Below are 18518 nucleotides of genomic sequence, written 5' to 3'. Positions count from 1 at the left end.
CGCTTGGTCTGCCAGGCAGTTCACCGGCGTGGGGTGCGCCGCTCCCCGGCTACCGCGAACCGCCCCGGCTCCTGCGCCACACCCGCGACACCCGCTGGGCGGTGCAGTACTTGACGCCGTGGCTGATCCGGAAAGCCCGGGGGCGGTCGCTCGGCGACGGCCGCACCGCCAAGCGCCCGGAACTGACCCCGGTCCGCGAACCCGCCGCGGAACAGCGGGCCTGACTCAGCGGAAGACCAGGCCGCCATCGATCAACCCGGCCTGCCCGGTCATGTAGTCCGAATCCGGTCCGGCCAGGTAGCTGACATAGCCGGCGACGTCGTCCGGGGTCTGCGCCCGGCCCAGGGCGATACCGGAGACGAACTTGTCGTAGGTCGCGCCCACCGGCGCGCCGGTGAGTTCAGCGAAACGGCGATCGATATCGACCCACATATCGGTGCCCACCACCCCGGGGCAGTAGGCGTTGACCGTGATCTGCTTGTCGGCGAACTCGCGCGCGGCAGCCTGGGTCAGCCCGCGCACCGCAAACTTGCTCGCGCTGTAGCAGCCCAGCATCGGGAATCCGTCATGCCCGGCAATCGACGAGGCGTTGATGATCTTGCCCGGACGGCCGAGTTCGATGAACGCCGCCGCGGCCGCCTGAATCCCCCACAGGACACCGTTGATGTTGATCTGCCAGAGTCGATCGACGGCTTCAGGGCGCACATCGGCGATCGTCTCCACCATCGCGATGCCGGCATTGTTCACCATGATGTCCAGGCCGCCCAGTTCGCGAACCGCGTGCTCGACGGCGCCGAAGACGTCGTCCCGATTGCTGACGTCCGCACCGACTGCGGTGGCCCGCCCGCCGAACACGACCACTTCGGCCCGCACCGCCTCGCAGGACTCGGCACTCAGGTCCACCAGACACACGTCCGCACCGTCGCGCGCGAGCCTGAGCGCAATAGCACGGCCGATTCCACGCGCGGCGCCGGTGACGAGGGCGACCTTTCCGACGATCGGACGAGGACGGTCGTTGACTGCCATGGGAACCTCCGGAGTTGCGCGGCGCCCGGTGGCAGCCGCTGCACTCACAACCTAGGTAGCGCGGGACGCCGTGCGCGCCGGTTGCAGACGGTTGCAGCCCGCCCGCGATATCAGTCCGCGCGCGGTCCGGCCGGACTTTTCCCGCCAACGATGTCGAAGACCGGATTGGTCACTCGCTCGATGGCCGCGACCGTCGCAGCCTGCCGCTGCGCGAACTCGGCGACGATCGCGGCGAGTTCGGCCTGCGCCTCGGCGAACTTCGCGATAGTCTCACTCAGCTCGCGCTGCTGCACGATGAAGTCCTGCATCGGTTGCGCGATGGCCCCGGCCAGACCGGTGGCGCTGCCGGCCAGCCCGACGACGGCCCCACTCAGATCGGTGACTTGCTGCATCAGCACGTCCGACGAAGCAGCCACTCCGGTGCTTGTCATGGTGCGCACCTTGTTGAGCGTGTCCGTCGCGACGCGGATCGCCTGTTCCTGCGACTTGGTGAACACCGCAAGCGGAATGCTCAGCGGATTACTCAGCAGCCGGTCGGTCACCACGCCTTCGGTCGTCATTGCCAGCTCTTCGGTGCTCGACTCATCGGCGGCCATGGTCGCATACTAGTGGCGATGCGGCGACGCAACGGAATGCCGCACCGACAAGGCTCGGCAGAACTACGCGGGGCAGAACGACGCGGGCCTGCTGCGCCAGCCCCCGGCTGGACACCTACTGGGCGAGGATCGGCCCGTACGTCGCGGCGAAGTCGGCCAGCGTATCTTCCCACTCGATCCCGCACCGCTGCGCCTGCTCGGCCAGCGTCGCCACCAGCGCGCGCGTCACCGGCGACAACTGCAGCAACACTCCGTCGCGGCCGTCATGGTGCGCGAGGCAGTCCTGCAAGTCATCGAGGGCGACGGCCAGCCGCGCCAGCGCGTCGACGAGTTCCTCATCCTGCATGCGCGGCGCGCCCCAGATCTGGCCACTGGGCAGACAGCGCCACTGCCGGGGTGGCCGATGTCGTTTGCGTTCGGCATCCCACTCGAGATCCCCCGCCCATCGGTGCGCCGCGTAGATCTGCAGCATTTCTGCCGGCGGCACACCACAGCGGCGCGCCGCATCGCCGACCGACCAGCGCGCACATCCGCCGTCTGGTGTGGTGATCCACGGACGGAACGTCAACAACGCGTCCAGGCACTCCCCGGCAGTGCCGCAATGGTCCCGTGCCAGGGCCTCAGCCACATCCGGCCACCGCCACACCGGATTGTCTCGGGCGGCCTTCTCGACGACGCCCCGGCTCGGCGGTGACCCCCGCCGCACTCCCCTGCTGTCTGCCTTCCTGCGCGACATGCCGTCCTCCTGCCTCGTCGGAATACCTACGACGATCCTGACCCGGCGCACGACCCGCCGCCGAGCGCCGTCCACAGGCTCGCGCGACCGTCACGCACTTATCCCCAGAAATGACGGCTGCCCCGCCCGGAGAGTGGCCGGACGGGGCAGTCAGTCAGCTTCGCTGAACGGGAAGCCTTACGCGGGGCGCAGGTTCTCGTTGGTCAGCTTGGTCACGCCGGCGTCAGCCTTGGCGACCAGCGACGCTGGCGGCTCGAAGTGGCTGCCGTACTTGCTCGCCAGATCACGTGCACGCGCGACGAATCCGGCAACACCACCGTCGTACTGGTTGATGTACTGCACGACGCCGCCGGTCCAGGCCGGGAAGCCGATACCGAAGATCGAACCGATGTTGGCGTCCTCGACGGAGGTGAGCACACCCTCGTCGAAGCACTTCACGGTCTCCAGCGCCTCGGCGAAGAGCATCCGCTCCTTCATGTCCTCGAGCGGGATCTGCACCGAACCGGAGTTGAAGGCTTCCCGCACGCCCGGCCAGATCAGGTCGCGCTTGCCGTCGGTGTAGTCGTAGAAACCTGCACCGTCCTTCTTCGAGGTGCGGCCCAGGTCCACCATCTTGTCGATGACGGCGTAGGAACCGTGCTGCGGGAACTCGATACCCGCCTCCTCGGCACCGGCCTGCGACTCCTTGCGAATCTTCTGCATCAGGGTCAGCGTCAACTCATCGGACAGCTGCAGCGGGGCGGCCGGGTAACCGGCCTGGCTGCCAGCCTGCTCGATGAACGCCGGCTCGACGCCTTCACCGACGGCGGCGATGGCCTCGTTGATGAAGGTGCCGATCACGCGGCTGGTGAAGAAGCCGCGACTGTCGTTGACGACGATCGGAGTCTTACGGATGGCCAGCGTGTAGTCGATGACCTTGGCGAGCACCTCGTCCTTGGTCTGCTCACCGCAGATGATCTCCACCAGCGGCATCTTGTCGACGGGCGAGAAGAAGTGGATGCCGATGAAGTCGTCCTGGCGCTTGACACCCTTGGCCAGGCCGGTGATCGGCAGCGTCGAGGTGTTGGAGCCGAGTACGGCGTCGGGCTCGACGATGTCCTCGATCTCGGCAAAGACCTTATTCTTGACCTCGACCGACTCGAACGCCGCCTCGATCACCAGATCGACACCGGCGAAGTCGGCCGGGTCGATGGTCGGGTGGATCTTCGCCAGCAGCGCCTTACTCTTCTCCTCGGTGGTCTTGCCGCGCGAGAGAGCCTTCTCCTCGAGCTTCACCGAGTAGTCCTTGCCGCGGTTGGCGGCGTCGACGTCGATGTCCTTGAGAACCACCTCAATGCCGGCCTTCGCCGAGACATACGCGATCGCCGCGCCCATCATGCCGGCGCCGATCACACCAACCTTCTTCGGCTTCCACTTGTCGAAGCCGGCCGGGCGCGAACCGCCGCCGTTGATGTGCTGCAGATCGAAGAAGAACGCCTTGATCATATTCTGCGCCACCTGGCCGGTGACCAGCGAGACAAAGTAGCGGGTCTCGATCAGGTCGGCCGAGTCGACGTCGACGTAGGCGCCCTCGATCGCCGCGGCCATGATGGCGCGCGGAGCGGGCATGTTGGTGCCCTTGATCTGCTTGCGCAGCAGCGCCGGGAAGGCCGGCAGGTTGGCCGCGACGGCCGGGTTGGTCGGCGCGCCACCGGGGATCTTGTAGCCCTTGACATCGAACGGCTGCTGAGCCTCCGGGTTGGCGGCGATCCAGGCCTTGGCGGCCGGGAGCAGTTCCTCGACGGTGCCGACGACCTCGTTGACCAGACCGGTGTCCTTGGCCTTGACCGGGGTGAACTGGGTGCCCTGCAGCAGCACGCCCATCAGCGCGTTCTGCATACCGAGCAGGCGGACGGTACGGACGACGCCACCGCCGCCGGGAAGCAGCCCGAGGGTCACCTCGGGCAGGCCGATCTTGTTGCCCTTGGTATCGGCGGCGATGCGGTAGTGGCAGTGCAGCGCGATCTCCAGGCCGCCGCCGAGTGCGGCGCCGTTGATGGCCGCTACGACGGGCTTGCCCAGGGTCTCGAGTCGACGCATGGTCGCCTTGATTCCGTTGGTGCGCTCGGTGATGGCGGTGGCGATATCGACCTTGGTGACACCGGCAGGCTTATCGGCCGTCATGTCCTTGAGATCGCCACCGGCAAAGAAGGTCTTCTTCGCCGAGGTGAGCACCACACCGGCGATGTCATCCTTCTCCGCCTCCAGGCGATCGACGGTGGCGTTCAGCGAATCGAAGAACGTCTGGTTCATCGTGTTGGCGCCCTGGTTCGGGTCGTCCATGGTGAGGATGACGACGCCGTCAGCGTCCTTCTCCCAGTTGAACATGTTCTCAGTCATTTGTTTGTCCTAAGTCTCTTTAGTATGGGCCTAGAGGCGCTCGATGACGGTGGCCACACCCATGCCGCCGCCGATGCACAGGGTCACCAGTCCGTAGCGGCCGCCGGTGCGCTCCAGCTCGTCCAGGCAGGTGCCCAGGATCATGGCGCCGGTGGCACCGAGCGGGTGACCGAGGGCGATGGCGCCACCGTTGACGTTCACCTTCTCGTGGGGGATGCCCAGATCCTTCTCCCACTTCATGACCACCGAGGCAAAGGCCTCGTTCAGCTCGTAGACGTCGATGTCGTCGACGGTCAGGCCAGCCTTCTCCAGCGCCTTCTCGGTGGCCGGAGTCGGGCCGGTGAGCATGATCGACGGCTCGCTGCCCACCTCGGCGTAAGCGACGACGCGGCCGCGCGGGGTCAGCCCGTTGCGCTTGCCCGCCTCTTCCGAGCCGATGAGCACCAGAGCGGCGCCGTCGACGATGCCGGAGCTATTACCGCCGGTGTGGATGTGGTTGACCTTCTCCACCGACGTGTACTTCTGCATCACCACGTCATCGAAACCAGCCATATCGGCCAGCCCCTGGAAGGCGGGCTTCAGCTTGCCGAGGCTCTCGGCGGTGGTGCCCGGACGCATGTGCTCGTCCTTGGCCAGCAGGGTGACGCCGTTGATGTCGGTGACCGGAATGATCGACTTGTCAAAGCGCCCTTCGGCCCACGCCGCCTCGGCGCGCCGCTGCGATTCCGCGGCGAAGGCGTCCACGTCGTCGCGACTGAAGCCTTCCATGGTGGCGATCAGGTCGGCGCCGATCCCCTGCGGGGCGATGTAGTTGTCGTAGGCGGTGACGGGGTCCATGAACAGGGCGCCGCCGTCGCTGCCCATGGGCACGCGCGACATCGACTCGACACCGCCGGCCAGCACCAGGTCGTCGAAGCCGGAGGCAACCTTGGCCGCGGCCAGGTTGCAGGCCTCCAGGCCCGATGCGCAGAAGCGATTGATCTGGGTGCCGGGGACGCTCTCGCCCAGACCCGACGTCAGCGCGGCGGTGCGGGCGATCACGGCGCCCTGCTCGCCGACCGGCGACACGACGCCAAGCACGACGTCGTCGATGGCCGTGGGATCCAGATCGGGGTGACGGTCGAGCAGGCCGTCGATCAGACCCGAGATCAGGTCGATCGGCTTGACGGTGCGCAAAGCACCGCCGCGCTGCTTACCACGAGGCGTACGCACCGCGTCGTAAATGAATGCTTGATCAGGCACTTGTGTTCCTCTTCTCGCGTTACCTAGATGGTTACGTAATTCAGGCTAACGCGGATTAACGCGTTTGGCTATCCCCACAGGTAGATCCATGGGAATTTCTTCATTTATCGGCTATGGTCGGTTCACAATGCCGACCCCGAAGAACGCTCGCCGCGACCGCGCGGAAGACCGCCGCCGCCAGTTGATCGCCGCAGCGGCGGCACTCTTCGCCGACCGCGGATTCCCGCATGTGGCGGTGTCTGATATTGCCGCGCGCGCCGGGGTCAGCACCCCGACCGTGTACCGGCATTTCACCGACAAGCAGGCGCTTCTCTTCGCCGCCACCCAGGGCGGGGTCGATACTTTTGAGCAGTTGACCGAGGAGGCGCTGCGCACCGAGGCCGGGCGGCCCCAACCCGATCCCGCCCGGGCGGTGGTGACTGCGGCAACCACCCTGAGTGTCGCCGATCCGGGCGCCACCTCGCTGTGGCGGTGGACCGGGCAACACCTGTCCGACGAGCAGGACCGCGAGGTGGTCCGCCGGACGCGCACCGTGCTGCGGCGCTGGGCCGCAGCTATCGCCGAGAGCCGCCCCGACCTTTCCGAACGCGAGTCCATGTATCTGGCCGGCGCCACCCTGTCAGTGGCCGGCAGCCTGTTGGCCCGCACACCGAAGAACGACCGAGTTGTCGTCGAGGCGACGGTCCAGCAACTCATCTGGCGATTGCTGGACCTCCACCCGGCCTCGGCTCCCCCGCTGCCCGAACCGATCTCCCCGGCCGACACCGACGGCGGCCGACGCGACGAGATCCTCGACGCGGCCGCGCGACTATTCGCCGATCACGGATTTCCGGGCACCGGCATGGACGAGATCGGCGCGGCAGTGGGTATCACCGGACCGAGCGTGTACCGACACTTCCCGTCGAAGGACGCGATCCTGGTGGCGATCGGCCAACGGAGCGCACTGCGGCTAGAGGCCGGAGCACTGGCGGCCGCCATGCGCACCTCCGGTCCGGCCGAGCAACTCGATGCCCTCGTCGACTCCTATGTGCAGAACATCACTGGCGCACCCGACCTACTCGTGGCCCTGACCAGTGGTTATGCCCTGGATGGCGATCCATCCGGCACCGAACTGCTGGCCAGCCAGCGACGCTACGTGAACCGGTGGATCGAGTTGCTGGCGGCAGCGCGCCCGGAGCTATCGGCACAGACGGCCGCGCTGACCGTGCGCGCGGTGCTCGCGATCGTCAACGACGCAGTCCGCATGCCGCGCAGCACGCCCCAGCCTGAGTTCGCCGCCCGCATGGCTTATCTGATGAAGGGTCTCCTGGATTCGTGATGTCGCCCGATCGCGTGCCGTGGAAAACTGGATCCATGCCCGACGAGCTGACGATCGACCTCACTGCTGACGAGCTGATCGAGCGGGTGCGTGTCGATCCCGTGTTCGCCACCAAACTGTGGCAGGCCTTCGGCTTCGCTCGGGTGCCGGAAGTCGCCGGCCAGATCGGCGGGGCCTTCTCCGAGGACGACCTCGCCTCGCTCGCCGTCTTCGCCGGTTCCGACCGGGAAATGGATCCGGCGGTCCAGCTGGCCGCTGCCCGGTCGATCGGGCAGGCGACCGCACGCCTCGCGCAGTGGCAGGCCGAACAGATCCGCGCGCTGCTCGCCGATCCGCAGACGACGCAGACCGCCGGGCAGCTGGCCGACGCCGTCGGGCACCTGCAGCAGTTTGTCTGGCGGCGACACCTCGAGGGGTACTTGGCGCGCCAAGACGACTCGGCCACCGAAGAGGGCGATGCGGTGATCGTCGGGTTCGCCGATATCGTCGGTTACACCTCCCTGTCTCGGCGCCTGCATCTGGCCGAGCTCGAATCACTTCTCGAATCCTTCGAGTCGGCGGCACATCTGATCATCACCACGAACGGTGGCACTGTGATCAAGTCGATCGGCGATGCCGTCATGTTCACCGCGCCGACGCCGACGGCGGCGGCGATGATCGCCGTCGCACTGCACGCCCTCACCTCCGACGGCGAACTGCCCACCCTGCGCATCGGAATCGCCTCCGGGCGCGCCCTGAACCGGATGGGTGATGTCTTCGGCGAACCGGTCAACATCGCCGCGCGCCTGGCTGGATCTGCCCGCGAAGGCACCACCTTGGTCGACGACAATCTCGCGGCCGCGCTCGCCGAGGACCCCGAGTTCAGCCTCCACCACATCAGCGCGCTCGCCGTCCGCGGATACCGCAGGCTGAAGGCGCATGCGTTGCGGCGTCCACGCGAAGCACCGCTGGCGATCGAGACGCCCCCGGCGTCCGCCGACGCCACCGCCGACGCCGAACGGCCGACCGCCAAGGGAACCAAGCGCGCTGCGAAGGCTCGGCAACGCGCCGAACGCAAATCCACGAAGCATCCGCAGTAGGACGCTCACCAGTCCTGATCACACGCTACCGGCTGTCCGCGAGCGAAATTCATGTGCACCATGTCGGAGTCCGTCGTTACCCTGGTGCGATGAACTCGTCCCGCCACTCGCCCTACGCCGTCGAAGCTGTTGAGCTGGTCAAGAAGTTCGGCGACTTTACTGCCGTCGACGGCATCAGCTTCGCCGTTCCCGCGGGCACTGTTCTGGGCATGCTCGGCCCGAACGGAGCGGGAAAGACGACCACCGTCCGGATGATGACCACACTCTCAGTACCCACCTCCGGCACCGCGCGGATCGCCGGATACGACGTGCGGGACGAGGCCGCGATGGTGCGCCGAAATATGGGCCTGACCGGACAGGCCGCCACCGTCGACGAGGTTCTCACCGGCCGGGAGAATCTCCACATGATCGGCGGCCTCTACGGCATCGGCCGCAAGGCCCTGCGCGCCCGCAGCGAGGAGCTGCTCGCCCAGTTCTCGCTGACCGAGGCCGGCGACAAAGTGGTCCGCGACTACTCCGGCGGTATGCGCCGCCGCATCGACCTCGCGGTCAGCCTCCTCAGCGAACCGCCCGTCTTGTTCCTCGACGAACCGACAACCGGACTGGATCCGCACAGCCGCAACGAGCTCTGGGACGTCCTGCGCGATCTCGTCAAACGCGGTACCACCTTGGTCCTCACCACGCAGTACCTCGAAGAGGCCGATCAGCTGGCCGATCAGATCGTGGTGATCGATCAGGGCAAGATCATCGCCGAAGGCACCCCGCTCCAGCTGAAGGATCAGGCTGGATCGGCGAGCGTCGTCGCAACCCTCACCAGTGCCGCCGACCTCGCCGCCGCATACGCCCTCGTGTCCGGCGCCGCCAGTGAGGTCTTCCTCGACGAAGGCTCGCGCTCGCTGACCATTCCGGCCGGTGGGCTGGCCGACCTCACCCGAGTCGCGCAGCTGCTCGACGAGTCCGGCGTCGCCGTCGACGACCTCAGCCTCTCCCGCCCCAGCCTCGACGACGTCTTCCTGTCGCTGACAGGTCGTCGCACCACGTCCGACGAGACCAAAGAGGATCAGAAATGACCGCCCCCGCCCGCACCCGGACGCCCATCCCCGTCACCGTGACGCCTCCCGGCCAGTGGCGGCAAACCATGATCATGGTCAAACGCAGCGCGCTTCACACGCGCCGAATGCCCGAGATGCTTGCGGACGTGACCATCCAGCCGATCATGTTCGTGGTCCTGTTCGCCTTCGTCTTCGGCGCCGCCATTCCAGTGCCCGGCGGCGGGAACTACCGTGAGTATCTGCTGCCCGGCATCATGGGTCAGACGATCGCCTTCACCGCATTCGTCGTCGCCACCGGCATCACAGCCGACGTAGACAAGGGCATCGTCGACCGGTTCCGATCGCTCCCGATCTCGCGGTCCTCGTATCTGTTTGGCCGCTCCATCGCCGCAGTGCTGCACTCGATGATCGGCATCGTCGTCATGGCCCTCACCGGCCTGGCGATCGGATGGCGGATCCACGGCACCGTACCCGAGGCAGCCCTGGGATTCATGCTGCTCGTCCTGTTCGGCTTCGCACTGATCTGGTTCGGCGTGCTCATCGGTAGCAAACTGCGGTCAGTGGAGTCGGTGAACGGCGTCATGTTCACCACCATCTTCCCGCTGACTTTTCTGTCGAACGCCTTTGTGCCGACCGCGCCGATGGCTCCGTGGTTACGGACGATCGCCGAGTGGAATCCGATCTCGTCGCTGGTGCAGGCGCTGCGGGTGCTGTGGGGCAACGGCCCGGCGGCCGGACCCGGGGCGGCGCTACCGCTGCAACATCCGGTGCTCTCCACGGTGCTCTGGTCGGTGGCGCTGACCTTCGTCTTCGCCCCGTTCGCCCTGCACGCCTATTACAAGCGCACCTCCGACTAGCCCCCTGGTGCCCGGCACTCCTTAACGCCGCCGTCTGGTGCCAGAAAATGGCACCTGACGGCGGCGTCAAGTAACGAGCGGGGCGTTAGCGGCTAGCTGGTGTGGGTGAGGGCTTCAAGCGGGTCCGCGTAGATGGCGTCGAGGGCAACGGCGCCGGCGGCCTTCTGCTGCACCGTGATCGCCGAGCGAGCGACGCGCACATCGCGGTTGGTGATCACCGACGTCGCACGCAGCGCCTTGGACACCACCGGCAGCGCTTCGGGGTAATCGGTGAAGGCCTGCCCACCGAGCACCACGTGATCGGGGTTGAAGATATCCGAGATCAGCGCGACGGTGCGGCCGAGGATCTCGGCGCGTTCGGCGAGGATATCGTGCGCGACGGTATTGCCCGTCCGGGCGGCATTGCGCAGACCTTCGAGGGTGTCGATCTGAAGTCCCGCGGCCGCGGCCGCGCGCAGCACGCCGGAGTCGCCGACGGCTTCTTCCAGACGGCCAGTTTTGTCCGGGTCCAGCAGCCGCGTCTCGCCGGTCGGGAAATGCCCGATGGTCGGCGGGCCGGCCGCCGGGGTGTGCACGGTTCCGTCGACGCTGAACGCGATGCCGGCCATTTCCCGAGCGTAGAAGTACAGGAAATTCTGACTGGAATCGGCCGGGTTCACCACTAGTTCGGCAGCGGCCATCGCTTCTACGTGTGAGGCCACCGACACCGGCAGACCGAGGGACTGCCCGATCAGCTCGCCGACCCGTACACCTTCCCAGCCCAGCCGCGGATGATCGACGACGCCCTTACCGGAGACGCGGCCGCCCATCGCGACGCCACCCCAGAGCAGACGCTTGCCCACCCAGCGGTCGGCGAAACGCCGGGCGCTCTGTCCGATCGCGGTGACCACTTCTTCCGGCGTCGCGGCCTGCGGGGTTGGAATGTTGATGGCGCCGACGACGCGGTGCTGCAGGTCGTGCGTGGTGATCGACGTCGCCGCAAAACCGATGTGAATGCCGACGGTCAAAAAATCGCCGGTGTTGATCTCGAATGGGACGCGCGGGCGGCCGACGGCGCCCGGCGGGGTCAGGTCGGCGCGCTCCCGGATCAGCCCCGCCTTCAGCAGCGCACTGACCTGGCGGTTGACCGTCGAGATAGACAGGCCGGTGAGGGCGGCGGCGTCGTCGCGGAAAACCGGACCGGAGACGCGCGCGGTGCGCAGCACCAGCGCGGCGGCCCTGGTGGAGAGCTGCAGGCTGGCCACGCCCGCGTACGGAACGGTGTTACGCAGCTTCCTCACCCCCTGACCTGCTCGAACAGTGGCGACCGGAACGGTCCCGGTCTGTCGAAGAATAGCGCGGTGATCGAGAGTGGAAGTCATGGGAGGTGTCCTCAAGGCTGAGTGCGCCGCCGGCGAGAGCCGAGGAGGTCGCAGAAATGTCGGAATGCCCCGCGAACGGGATGGAAGCTGGGTTCAGCGCATTCGACAACAGAGGACGCGGGCCAGCGGCAGGCGGCATCCCAGGGCCGAGATCACATAGGTGACCTCCGGGATGGCGTACGGCTGGCCGGTCATAACGGCCAACCTAGCAAGACACCCGCGGCGGCAGCAACATCGGGTTTCGACTCACAAGCTCACTCAACCACCGAAAACAGTCTGAACACGACCCCCGCAGCCACCCACCGCGCCGACTATTCGACGACGAATACCGGGATTTCCCGGTCGGTGTTTTCCTGGTACTCCGCGTAGTTCGGGAAGGCCGCAACGGCGAGCTCCCACCAGTGCCGGCGCTCATTCCCGTGCACTTCGCGGGCATTTTTCACGCTGATGACGTCGCCGTCCTGCACGGTGATCTCTGGGTGCGCTTTCACGTTGTAGTACCAGGACGGATTGTCCGGCGCGCCCCCCTTGGAGGCGACCATCGCGTACGCGCCGTTCTGCTCGACGCGCATCAGCGGGACATACCGCTTCGTGCCGGATTTCGCGCCCGTCGTGGTGAACAGCACGACCTTCATCCCACCGATCCCGACCGAATCGGTGGTTCCGGTCGCCAGGATCTTCTCGGTCTGGCCGCGGACCCAGTCGGTGGGGCTGAGTTCAGGCGATTGGCTCATCCCCCGACCGTACGCCGACGCTGTCCCAGACGTAACCGCACAGAACCGACATCGCTATATAGCGGTCGGCGGCTCTGTGACGTTGCGGTAGGGACAGGCGTCAGCGGAACGTCGCGAGTCCGACATCGGTGGCCGACAGGTGGGCGTGCTCGTTCACCGAGACAACGGTGAGGCCGCGGCGGCCGACGATCACCTTGGTGATCGAGGCGTTCACCATCGCTCGGGCCAGCGCCGGCCACGACTGCGCGGGCACCCCCCACAGCTGGGCAACCAGCGCGGTGATGGTCCCGGCCGACGAGACCGCCAGCACCGTCTGGCCCGAACCCGCCAGCGCGGCGGCGCGCTGCGCGGCCGCACTCATCCGGGCGACGTATTCGGGGTAGGTCTCGGCTTCGTCGGCACCCCCCTGCGTCCAGCGGATCAGCGCGCCGTCGAGGAGTTGCTGGTAGCTGGTCGGATTGTCGTACATCACGGCGGACGGCCCCCCGGGCAGCGCCGGGATGGAGTACTCATCCCACCCCGGGTCGACCACACGCTCGGTGCTCCCACCGAAGGCTTCCAGCACGCCGCCGAGGGTGGCCCGCTGGCGGGGCAAATCCCCGCTGATGGTGGCGGTGAAGCCGCCCACCTGGCGCGCCAACTCAGCACCGGTGGCCCGGGCCTGCGCGAAGCCCAGATCAGTCAGCGGCGCTGCGTCCGGGGCTACCGGTTCGGTGGAGTACGCGTGGGCCGGCGCCTGACCGTGGCGCACCAGATAGAGGACCCCCATGACTCAGGCCCGATGCAGATTGTCGCCGGGACGGGTGAGTACGGCCTGCGGCAGCACCGCGTAGCGGCCGAGTTCGGTCACCGCGTACGCGATCGCGGCGACATCCGCGCCAGCGATCATCTCGTCGGCCGGGATCGCACCCTTGGTCCACTCCGACATGTCGGTATCCACATATCCCGGGCAGATCGACGTCGCCGAGACCCCGCGGACAGACTCCTCCAGGTTGAAGGTTTCGCACATCGACGCCAGCGCGGCCTTGGTCGCCCCGTACGCGGTGAGGTTCGGCTCCGGGTACACCGCGGTGATCGACGAGATCGCGATCACCTTGGCCGCGCCGCGATCACCCGCAGTGGCCCGCAACGTCGGCAACATGCCTTGCATCAGCAGGAACGGGGCGCGCACGTTCACCTGGTACAGCTTGTCGAAGCGGCGGACGGGGAAGTCGGCGACCGAACCCATGACACCCATGCCGGCGTTCACGACCAGCGCATCGCAACGGCCGTAGGCGGTGGTGTGCGCCTCGATCAGTCCGGCTATCGCCGCCTCGTCGGTCATGTCGGCGGGCACCACCTCGACGCGTCCGCCAGCGGCACGCAACCGGGCCGCCGTCGACTCCAGTGTCTCAGCGCCACGTGCACTGATCGTCAGATCCCAGCCCGCCGCGGCCAGGCGCTCGGCGATCGCGGCTCCGATACCCCGGGACCCTCCGGTGATCAACGCTGCTTTGCGGGTCATTTCAGTGCCTCCAGTCCGGCCGCGATGAAGGCAGCGGTGGCTCCGGCCGCGCGTTCGGCACCGGCGGTGCCGGACGATCCGCCGCGCAGGGCGCGATGCGTGATGCCCTCGGCGATGACGCCGATTTTCAGGTTGGCCAGTCCGAGGTAGAAACCCCAGTCACCGAGATCCACGCCCGCCACCTGCGCATATCGCTGCGCCATCTGCTCGGCGGTCGGGTACCGGTCGCTGGTCCACGCCGGGGCGAAGCCCATCACCTCCGCGAACACCGGTTCCCGATAGATACACATCAGGGCGACGTCGGTAAGCGGGTCACCGAGTGCGGAGAGTTCCCAATCCACGACGGCCGCGACGCGCGCGGGATCGCCGGGCGCGATGATGGTGTTGTCGACGCGGTAGTCACCATGCACGATCGTCGAGCGCGCCGCTTCCGGGATCCGCTCGGTCAGCGCGCCAGCCAGCCGTTCGACGTCGGGCAGGTCGCGCGTCTTCACCAGCCCCCATTGCCGAGTCCACAGCTTCACCTGGCGCGCCGCGAATCCGTCAGGCCGGCCGAACTCGGCCAGTCCGACGGCGCGGTAGTCCACCGCGTGCAGGTCCGCGAGCGTGGCGACCAACGCCTCGAAGTTCGCCGACACGTCCGTATCCGACCATACGACGAGGTCGTCGACCGTGCGCATCACGTCGCCGTCCACGAAGTCCACAACGGTGCACGGCGCACCGATGAACTCGCCGGTCCGGTCGATGGCGACGGGCGTGGCGACCGGCACCGGGGTGTCGATCAGCGCCGAAGTCACCGCCCATTCGCGTTCCATGTCGTGCGCCGACGGCGTGAGACCGGCCATCGGCGGACGCCGGGCCACCCAGCGGTGCTCGTCGTCGTGCACCGAGAAGGTCAGGTTGGAGCGGCCACCGCTGATGAGCTCGATGACCAGGTCGCCGGCGACCTCGATGTCGTTGGCGGCCAACAGCGCGCGCAGCGCGCCAGCCCGCAACCCCGGATGCTCCCCCTCCGACGCTCCCTGCGACTCCCCCTCCGACGCTCCCTGAGCTTGTCGAAGGCTCGCCCCCTCCGACGCTCCCTGAGCTTGTCGAAGGGTCGACGGATCAGACATGCTTCACTCCTGCCTCGCGCTGCTTGCGGGCTCGCCCGACGGCCCGCTTGGCCAGCGCCCAGCGGTGCACTTCGGAGGGGCCGTCGTAGATGCGGAACGGCCGCAACTCGTTCGCCAGCCGCGCGAGCGGCAGATCCTCGGAGACGCCAAGGCCGCCGCACATCTGAATGCAGCGGTCCAGGATCCGCGAGAATGCCTCGGCGCCAAAAGTCTTTGCGATGGACGTCGAGTTCGACGCGTGCTCGCTCTGATCGAGTTCGTAGCAGGCGCGGGTCAGCAGCGCCCGGCTCGCGGCGAGGTCGATCTCGTTGTCGGCGACCATCTGCTGGATCATGCCGAGGTCACCGAGCTTTCCGCCGAAGCCCTCACGCTCGCTCACATAGTCGAGCGCGATCTCGTGGCCGCGCTCGGCGATGCCCATCCACCGCATTACATGTGTCATGCGGGCCGGCCCGAGCCGGACCTGCGCGTAGCGGTAGCCCTCGTCCACCTCACCGAGCACGTCCTCGTCGGGGACAAAGACGTCGGTCAGCGTCACCTCGCAGTGGCCACCGATCATCGCGCGGTCGTAGGTGTGCACGTACCGGTCGACGCTGATGCCCGCCGCGTCCCCCGGAGCGAGGAACATCGTGGCCCCGCCCCGATCACCCGGCTCGCCATGCGTCCGGGCCATGATGATCCACATTCCAGCACCGTCGGCACCGGTGATGAACCGCTTGACGCCGTTGAGCTTCCAGCCGCCCGCAACGCGAACAGCGTTGGTGCGCAAGGCATTAGGGTCAGCTCCAGCACCCGGCGCGGGCTCTGTCATGGCGAAGGCGCTGCGAATCTCCCCTTTGGCCAGCGGCGTCAGGTAGCGATCTTTCTGCTCCGCACTGGCGATATGACTGAGCATGTGGACGTTGCCCTCATCCGGTGCACCCAGATGCAGGGCCACCGGACCGAAGGTGGAATGACCGGCGGCGGTGAAGACCGGCGAACGGTCGGACATGTTCAGGCCGAGCCCACCGAGTTCGACCGGCGCATGCGGGGCAAAGATGCCGGCGGCCCGCGCCTGGGCGTTCAGTTCGCGGCGCAGATCATCGCCACCGGCCGCGACGATGTCGCCGGCGTACTCGTTCTCGATGGGCAGCACGACGTCGTCAATGAAGGCACGGGTGCGCTGGGTGAGGTCCTGAACCTCGGGACTGTAGGACAGGTCGACAGCCATCATTTTCCTCACTACCGAGCGATCGCTCGGTAGGTACACCGTCGCATCCCGGAGGCAGACCGTCAAGCAGTCGGACGATATCCCACCAGATCCCGCGCGAACTGCAGGTTCCGCTCGACGATCTCGTCCGGCCCGAGCGGCCCGTCCGGGTGATACCAGGTCGAGACGCCGACGCACAGGGTCGCCAGCGCGCGGCCCGCATCCGCCGGATACGCGGTCCGGAAGATCCCGGACTGCACACCCGCCTCGACGGCCTCGTCGACGAGACGCTGCTGCCGATCACGATGCCCGACGTAGATCTCGCGGTACTCCGGATCCATGCTGCGAATCTCCGTCGAGCCGACGAATGCTTGCGCGCGGCGATACATGTGGAAGCGCAGCAGCGACTCGATCAGTGCGTCGAATCGGGCCAGCGGGTCGTCTCCGGCCTCGGCCAACGCGGCTTCGCTCCGGTCGAGCAGTTCGGCCATGGTGATTTCCGAAAGCCCTTGGAGCAGAGACTGTTTCGACGGGTAATGGTGGTACAAGCCGGGCACCGAGAGCCCCGCCCGCGCAGCGATGTCGCGCACCGTGGTGCCGTGATACCCGTGCTCGGCGAAGGCTTCCAGCGCAGCGGCGAGTGGCGGGGGCAGGTCCGCCGGACCGTAGTCACGCCACATCGTCATGCCCATGAATCTATCGGGCCGCCGCCGAGGACCCGTCGTTCCCGTGCGGCAGCATCATCGCGACACACAGGTCGATGAGGCGTTCGCGATCGAGTTCCAGGGCGCCCTGCGTCCATGCGGCGAGGATCCGACCGAGGCCGCCGACCTGAAAGTAGGCCGCCGCGGTGATTTCCGGGCCGGGCGCAAGACCGGTCGCCTGGATCGCCGATCGGGTGGTCAGGCTGACGAACAGACGAGTCGATTCATCGCGTTTGGCCGCGACCACCGGGCTGCGCAGGGTGTCGGCGAAGAGCAGATTGCCTTTGCGTGGATCGGAATCGATAATGCCGACCAACGCGCGCACGGCATTAGCCACCTTCTCGGGCAACTCCTCGCCCACCGCGAAACCAGCGAGGGTCTTCTCGGCGATCTCGGCAATCACCCCGTCGTACGTCGCCGCCACCAGATCGTCGACACCGGTGAAGCTCTCATAGAAATAGCGCGGCGTGAGTTCGGCGCGGGCACAGATGCCCCGGACTGTCACCGCCCCCGCCTCCGATTCGGCCAGCAGGTCCAGCGTCGCCTCGATCAGCGTCGCGCGGCGGCGGGACACACGAGTGTCCCCGGTTTCGCCGCCATAGGCCCGTAGCGGCGTCTCGGTCAGGGGATCAGACGCGGTCACCCCACCATCTTGACACTCGACGGCAGTCCGCGTTGAATCGATGCCAATAAGTGGCAACGTTTGTTATCAGATGATTGGAGTGGAGATGCCCGCAGAAGCCGTGACCCGCCAGCAGGCGGACACCCTCGCCGTAGGCGCCGAGAACATGCCGCGGTCCCGGCGCGAAGAACTCGACCGCGCCGAGGTTTCCGACCTCGACATGATCGGTCTCGCGCTGCTCGCGGGCCCCGCCAATGTGATCATGCAACTCGCCGTTCCCGCCGTCGGCTACGGCGTGTACGAGAGCACCGTCGAATCAGGCAACCTGTTCAAACATCCGGTCAAACGCGCCCGCACTACGCTGACCTACCTCGCGGTGGCCGGCATGGGCAGTCCCGAAGTGCGCAAGGCCTACCGGCAGGCGGTGAACAAGTCGCACGCCTACGTGCGGTCCAGCGACGACAGCCCGGTGAAATACAACGCCTTCGATCCGCAGCTGCAGTTGTGGGTGGCCGCCTGCCTGTATCGCGGCTGGGAAGACATCCAGCGCATCTATGGCGATCCGGCGAAGATCACCGAGGAGGCCTACCAGCAGGGCGCCGTCATGGGCACCACCCTGCAGATGCCACGCGACATGTGGCCAGCCACGCGCGCCGACTTCGAGGCGTATTGGGACCAGACCGTCGCCGAACTGGAGATCGACGACACCATCCGCACCTACCTGATGCGCATCGTCGGAATGGACCTTGGCCTGCGGCCCCTCAGCCGGGTGGCGACGTGGTTCTCCAAAACCATGACCTTCGGATTCCTCCCCGCGGACTTCCGCACCAAGATGGGCGTCGAGATGTCCCCCGCGCAGCGACGCTTCTTCGACACCCACAACCGCATCGCGCGGGTGGCGCTCAGGTTCATGCCGACGCCGATCCGAGTGTTCCCGTTCAATCTGCTTCTCGCCGACCTGAACTGGCGCCGCCGTACCGGCCGCCCCCTGGTCTGATCGAACC

At 67.2% G+C, this 18518-nt stretch carries 18 protein-coding genes and 1 pseudogene; 6 read left to right on the top strand and 13 right to left on the bottom strand.

Translation table 11 applies throughout. The annotated features are described in order from the left end of the window. Window positions 1–224 (top strand): annotated as a pseudogene (locus tag WAW85_RS09675) (SGNH/GDSL hydrolase family protein); the annotation flags it as partial. A 1-nt stretch (window position 225) separates the two neighbouring features. Here the strand turns inward: WAW85_RS09675 and WAW85_RS09670 are convergent. From WAW85_RS09670 to WAW85_RS09650, 5 genes are all read right to left on the bottom strand, one after another. Continuing rightward, on the bottom strand, window positions 226–1026 hold the full coding sequence (locus tag WAW85_RS09670) for an acetoin reductase (RefSeq protein ID WP_422559402.1): 801 nt from the start codon (window positions 1024–1026) through the stop codon (window positions 226–228). A 110-nt stretch (window positions 1027–1136) separates the two neighbouring features. Beyond that, on the bottom strand, window positions 1137–1622 hold the full coding sequence (locus tag WAW85_RS09665) for a hypothetical protein (protein WP_422559401.1): 486 nt from the start codon (window positions 1620–1622) through the stop codon (window positions 1137–1139). A gap of 115 nt (window positions 1623–1737) precedes the next feature. Then, the gene (locus WAW85_RS09660; protein ID WP_422559400.1) at window positions 1738–2358 is read right to left on the bottom strand and encodes a hypothetical protein; all 621 of its coding nucleotides are present in this window, start codon (window positions 2356–2358) and stop codon (window positions 1738–1740) included. Window positions 2359–2535: 177 nt separating this feature from the next. Then, window positions 2536–4737 carry a 3-hydroxyacyl-CoA dehydrogenase NAD-binding domain-containing protein gene (locus WAW85_RS09655; RefSeq protein WP_422559399.1) on the bottom strand — a complete coding sequence of 734 codons (2202 nt, stop codon included), beginning with the start codon at window positions 4735–4737 and terminating at the stop codon, window positions 2536–2538. Between the two features lie 30 nt (window positions 4738–4767). Then, window positions 4768–5979: an acetyl-CoA C-acetyltransferase gene (locus tag WAW85_RS09650; protein WP_422559398.1), complete on the bottom strand. Its 1212-nt coding sequence runs from the start codon at window positions 5977–5979 to the stop codon at window positions 4768–4770. Window positions 5980–6106: 127 nt separating this feature from the next. Here WAW85_RS09650 and WAW85_RS09645 point away from each other — a divergent pair, with 127 nt between their 5' ends. The 4 genes from WAW85_RS09645 (at window position 6107) to WAW85_RS09630 (ending at window position 10285) form a co-directional block, all read left to right on the top strand. Beyond that, on the top strand, window positions 6107–7297 hold the full coding sequence (locus WAW85_RS09645) for a TetR/AcrR family transcriptional regulator (protein WP_422559397.1): 1191 nt from the start codon (window positions 6107–6109) through the stop codon (window positions 7295–7297). Window positions 7298–7332: 35 nt separating this feature from the next. Further along, a complete protein-coding gene (locus WAW85_RS09640) occupies window positions 7333–8376 on the top strand; it encodes an adenylate/guanylate cyclase domain-containing protein (RefSeq protein WP_422559396.1) in 1044 nt (347 codons plus the stop codon). Between the two features lie 89 nt (window positions 8377–8465). Beyond that, complete coding sequence (locus tag WAW85_RS09635) at window positions 8466–9446, top strand: ATP-binding cassette domain-containing protein (RefSeq protein WP_422559395.1); 981 nt, start codon at window positions 8466–8468, stop codon at window positions 9444–9446. Then, window positions 9443–10285: an ABC transporter permease gene (locus tag WAW85_RS09630; protein ID WP_422559394.1), complete on the top strand. Its 843-nt coding sequence runs from the start codon at window positions 9443–9445 to the stop codon at window positions 10283–10285. Before WAW85_RS09635 ends, WAW85_RS09630 begins: the two co-directional genes overlap by 4 nt. Before the next feature lie 92 nt (window positions 10286–10377). Here the strand turns inward: WAW85_RS09630 and WAW85_RS09625 are convergent, their stop codons facing one another. The 8 genes from WAW85_RS09625 to WAW85_RS09590 form a co-directional block, all read right to left on the bottom strand. Further along, on the bottom strand, window positions 10378–11646 hold the full coding sequence (locus WAW85_RS09625; protein WP_422559393.1) for an ROK family protein: 1269 nt from the start codon (window positions 11644–11646) through the stop codon (window positions 10378–10380). Between the two features lie 311 nt (window positions 11647–11957). Beyond that, window positions 11958–12380, bottom strand: a complete 423-nt coding sequence (locus WAW85_RS09620) for a nitroreductase family deazaflavin-dependent oxidoreductase (protein ID WP_422559392.1) — start codon at window positions 12378–12380, stop codon at window positions 11958–11960. 100 nt (window positions 12381–12480) lie between these two features. Then, window positions 12481–13149 carry a histidine phosphatase family protein gene (locus tag WAW85_RS09615; protein WP_422559391.1) on the bottom strand — a complete coding sequence of 223 codons (669 nt, stop codon included), beginning with the start codon at window positions 13147–13149 and terminating at the stop codon, window positions 12481–12483. A gap of 3 nt (window positions 13150–13152) precedes the next feature. Next, window positions 13153–13884, bottom strand: a complete 732-nt coding sequence (locus WAW85_RS09610; RefSeq protein ID WP_422559390.1) for an SDR family NAD(P)-dependent oxidoreductase — start codon at window positions 13882–13884, stop codon at window positions 13153–13155. Further along, window positions 13881–14999 (bottom strand): phosphotransferase family protein, encoded by a 1119-nt coding sequence (locus WAW85_RS09605; protein ID WP_422559389.1) that lies wholly within the window; start codon window positions 14997–14999, stop codon window positions 13881–13883. The genes WAW85_RS09610 and WAW85_RS09605 overlap by 4 nt, the downstream gene beginning before the upstream one ends. Further along, window positions 14992–16209: an acyl-CoA dehydrogenase family protein gene (locus WAW85_RS09600; RefSeq protein ID WP_422559404.1), complete on the bottom strand. Its 1218-nt coding sequence runs from the start codon at window positions 16207–16209 to the stop codon at window positions 14992–14994. The genes WAW85_RS09605 and WAW85_RS09600 overlap by 8 nt, the downstream gene beginning before the upstream one ends. A 62-nt stretch (window positions 16210–16271) precedes the next feature. Continuing rightward, window positions 16272–16874 carry a TetR/AcrR family transcriptional regulator gene (locus WAW85_RS09595; RefSeq protein WP_422559388.1) on the bottom strand — a complete coding sequence of 201 codons (603 nt, stop codon included), beginning with the start codon at window positions 16872–16874 and terminating at the stop codon, window positions 16272–16274. Between the two features lie 10 nt (window positions 16875–16884). Beyond that, a complete protein-coding gene (locus WAW85_RS09590) occupies window positions 16885–17535 on the bottom strand; it encodes a TetR/AcrR family transcriptional regulator (RefSeq protein WP_422559387.1) in 651 nt (216 codons plus the stop codon). Window positions 17536–17680: 145 nt separating this feature from the next. Here WAW85_RS09590 and WAW85_RS09585 point away from each other — a divergent pair, with 145 nt between their 5' ends. Then, entirely contained in the window at window positions 17681–18511 is an 831-nt protein-coding gene (locus tag WAW85_RS09585; RefSeq protein WP_422559403.1) for an oxygenase MpaB family protein, read from the top strand. Window positions 18512–18518 lie beyond the last annotated feature (7 nt).

It is taken from the genome of Gordonia sp. (in: high G+C Gram-positive bacteria) (assembly GCF_049299075.1).
Classification (GTDB): Bacteria; Actinomycetota; Actinomycetes; order Mycobacteriales; family Mycobacteriaceae; genus Gordonia.
The sequence above is the reverse complement of the archived record's forward strand: the minus strand, read 5'-3'. Positions and strand labels throughout refer to the sequence as shown.

Excerpts from the sequence above, each read along its gene's own strand:
- WAW85_RS09645 (WP_422559397.1), top strand. The coding sequence starts at position 6,107 with ATGCCGACCCCGAAGAACGCTCGCCGCGACCGCGCGGAAGACCGCCGC.
- WAW85_RS09620 (WP_422559392.1), bottom strand. The coding sequence starts at position 12,380 with ATGAGCCAATCGCCTGAACTCAGCCCCACCGACTGGGTCCGCGGCCAG.
- WAW85_RS09665 (WP_422559401.1), bottom strand. The coding sequence starts at position 1,622 with ATGGCCGCCGATGAGTCGAGCACCGAAGAGCTGGCAATGACGACCGAA.
- WAW85_RS09640 (WP_422559396.1), top strand. The coding sequence starts at position 7,333 with ATGCCCGACGAGCTGACGATCGACCTCACTGCTGACGAGCTGATCGAG.
- WAW85_RS09585 (WP_422559403.1), top strand. The coding sequence starts at position 17,681 with ATGCCGCGGTCCCGGCGCGAAGAACTCGACCGCGCCGAGGTTTCCGAC.
- WAW85_RS09625 (WP_422559393.1), bottom strand. The coding sequence starts at position 11,646 with ATGACTTCCACTCTCGATCACCGCGCTATTCTTCGACAGACCGGGACC.
- WAW85_RS09655 (WP_422559399.1), bottom strand. The coding sequence starts at position 4,737 with ATGACTGAGAACATGTTCAACTGGGAGAAGGACGCTGACGGCGTCGTC.
- WAW85_RS09635 (WP_422559395.1), top strand. The coding sequence starts at position 8,466 with ATGAACTCGTCCCGCCACTCGCCCTACGCCGTCGAAGCTGTTGAGCTG.
- WAW85_RS09600 (WP_422559404.1), bottom strand. The coding sequence starts at position 16,209 with ATGGCTGTCGACCTGTCCTACAGTCCCGAGGTTCAGGACCTCACCCAG.
- WAW85_RS09670 (WP_422559402.1), bottom strand. The coding sequence starts at position 1,026 with ATGGCAGTCAACGACCGTCCTCGTCCGATCGTCGGAAAGGTCGCCCTC.
- WAW85_RS09595 (WP_422559388.1), bottom strand. The coding sequence starts at position 16,874 with ATGACGATGTGGCGTGACTACGGTCCGGCGGACCTGCCCCCGCCACTC.
- WAW85_RS09610 (WP_422559390.1), bottom strand. The coding sequence starts at position 13,884 with ATGACCCGCAAAGCAGCGTTGATCACCGGAGGGTCCCGGGGTATCGGA.
- WAW85_RS09660 (WP_422559400.1), bottom strand. The coding sequence starts at position 2,358 with ATGTCGCGCAGGAAGGCAGACAGCAGGGGAGTGCGGCGGGGGTCACCG.
- WAW85_RS09605 (WP_422559389.1), bottom strand. The coding sequence starts at position 14,999 with ATGTCTGATCCGTCGACCCTTCGACAAGCTCAGGGAGCGTCGGAGGGG.
- WAW85_RS09630 (WP_422559394.1), top strand. The coding sequence starts at position 9,443 with ATGACCGCCCCCGCCCGCACCCGGACGCCCATCCCCGTCACCGTGACG.
- WAW85_RS09615 (WP_422559391.1), bottom strand. The coding sequence starts at position 13,149 with ATGGGGGTCCTCTATCTGGTGCGCCACGGTCAGGCGCCGGCCCACGCG.